Annotated in this window: 2 protein-coding genes; one reads left to right on the forward strand and one right to left on the reverse strand. The window is 43.8% G+C overall.

From position 1 onward, the window contains the following. Window positions 1-326: 326 nt before the first annotated feature. Entirely contained in the window at window positions 327-1,808 is a 1,482-nt protein-coding gene (locus tag JIN78_RS16605) for a hypothetical protein (RefSeq protein WP_200393119.1), read from the reverse strand. A 187-nt stretch (window positions 1,809-1,995) separates the two neighbouring features. On the opposite strand from JIN78_RS16605, the gene JIN78_RS17405 reads away from it, so the two are divergent. Then, window positions 1,996-2,237 (forward strand): hypothetical protein (locus JIN78_RS17405; RefSeq protein ID WP_234038057.1); only part of this gene is annotated, 242 nt, incomplete at its 3' end.

Raw genomic sequence — 2,237 nt, forward strand, 5'->3', positions numbered from 1 at the left:
GCGCTGCTCGACTTGTCAAGGGAAAAAGGTGGTTTTTGCCAATCTAATTTGCTGGCTACGAATCGGTTAGGCTCTTAACCTGACGCGAATGGCCTCCTCCCCTTCCCTGTCGACGTAACCTGGCTAGCCCGCAGACCCTTTCTTCCCGAGACTTCCCTTCTCCAAATTTCCACGCAGGAAGAGGCGAAACTTTCGGGGCTTCATCCTCTGAAACTAGCAAAAACTTTAAAAACATCGCCAAAAGGAATCCACCAAGCACACGAGCAAAAATATCCTGGATGAAAGAATCCGGTCTCTGGTTCTTACCCGCCTGGACAAGCCCTTTCTCAATTCTGCCCTGCCTTCTCTGCCTCCGCAATCACCCCCTGAATGCGAGCGGCCGTTTCTTGATCGATGATCAAATCCGCCCACTGCCGGGCTAGAGCTACATCGCCCTGAGAAGCCGCCTCCTTGGCGTAAGCGGCAGCGATATATTGGCGTTTTTCGGGAACAACATTCACTCCCTGATTTTCAAACCAGTTAGCAGAATCTTCTGGACTTTCCTTTATCCATTTACTCATAGCCACCTCAATCATTTCAACATCACCACCCGAACGACCATTCACGATCGAAGAAATTGCAGACACTCCATCGGCCAAGACACGACTCTCAACATATTTCACCTTCTCACCCCATATTTCACTCATAACTCGATTTTTTCTCTCATCCTCCAGATCAAACATATCCCCCAAATATCTATCAACTTCAGAAAAGCGACCCTTTGAGGCATGTTTTTTAGCCAACTCGACCGCAAACCACTCGATATCACTTCTCCCGGATAACAACAAATCTTCATACTTCCTCTCAGCCTTAGACAAATCTAATCCAATTAGTGATTTCGCGAATCGGGAACCAGCTTCAAAATCCACAGAAGTAAATAGATTAATATAGTTAGCAACAACTTGGGAGTCCTTTCCTGTCCAGCGGGAAAACGCCTCTCTCTGGAATACAGGCTCATTTAGCACTTGAGGAGCTTTCTCATTTAATACATTTATCATTTGCAAAGAAGAACCATGTCTCGCAAGAGAACCAAAAAGCTTCAACCTTTCTTTTTGAAAAGACACATTAAGAACATCCGACCCCAGCAAAACAGAAAACACATCCTCGTAAACAGCCGAACTCACTAAATCCTTAACCTCTCCCGAACTAATCCCAAATCTCCCCACAAATTCATGCAACCCCTCTGCAAGAAATTTCAACTTACCTTCGAAAGGCGAGTTTAATAGTTCATCAAGATCAAATCCACGAACATCGTTTAGCGAAAAAGCAGTATTTTCTTTAAATCTCTCCACTAAAGCACCGACAGCAACCGAGCTATCGACATCTCCAAGCACGTCAAGAAAAGACAACCCATCAACCATTGATATATTAGACGTATAAAACAACTGTCTTATTATTGACGAACGCACAGATCCTTCACCGTTTTCCGCCATGATTCGTTCAAGCTCTCGAGCGAAGCTCAACCTACTAGACACATCACTAAAAACGACAATCTCTGGATTTGCAAATTGATACGGCTCAGAAAGCCCAACCATTTCAGCAATCAAACTATTAGCAGCTCTCCCCCCTTCCAGCCCTTCATAATCACTCCTAACCGAAGAAATCGATGATTTAATTTCAGTCTTTTTTTCGAACCGCTCGGCGGTATGATTGTTTTTTATTTTTTTTCTTTCACTTGCTTGATGATTAAGAAAACTATGCATAATACATACTCCGCCAACAATCATCGCGAGAATCAAAAATACTTTATTTCTGTATTTTTTCCTCATATCAATCCTTAACATCAACCCAACATATCCGACTCTCTCCGCAAGGGATTCGAGTTTCCGCTCCCCTGTATATGGGAGTTCCGTCAGAATAAAATCCTATTATTCGACGATCTCGGCAAGTAAACCCATCACACTCATCTCGTTCACCCATTGCCGTACATTCAACCTTATTTGTAGTATAACCTTCATGAACACTTTCCGTTTCCTGAATGGTTATAGCCGTATACGAGCAACTTCCGCTTTGCGAAGTATAAAAAATACTCGCATCCACCAACCCGCTAAACATCGTCAGATTACTCGCGGCCACGGAGGCGACGACACTTTTTTTCATGAACGAACGGCGGCTGATTTTCCTTCTCTGGTATTCGGGATAGTCGGAATTTTTCATGGCAAAATTTTCTTAAAGCGAAATCATGTTGACATGGGGGG

This window comes from Roseibacillus ishigakijimensis, assembly GCF_016595415.1.
GTDB lineage: Bacteria > Verrucomicrobiota > Verrucomicrobiia > Verrucomicrobiales > Akkermansiaceae > Roseibacillus > Roseibacillus ishigakijimensis.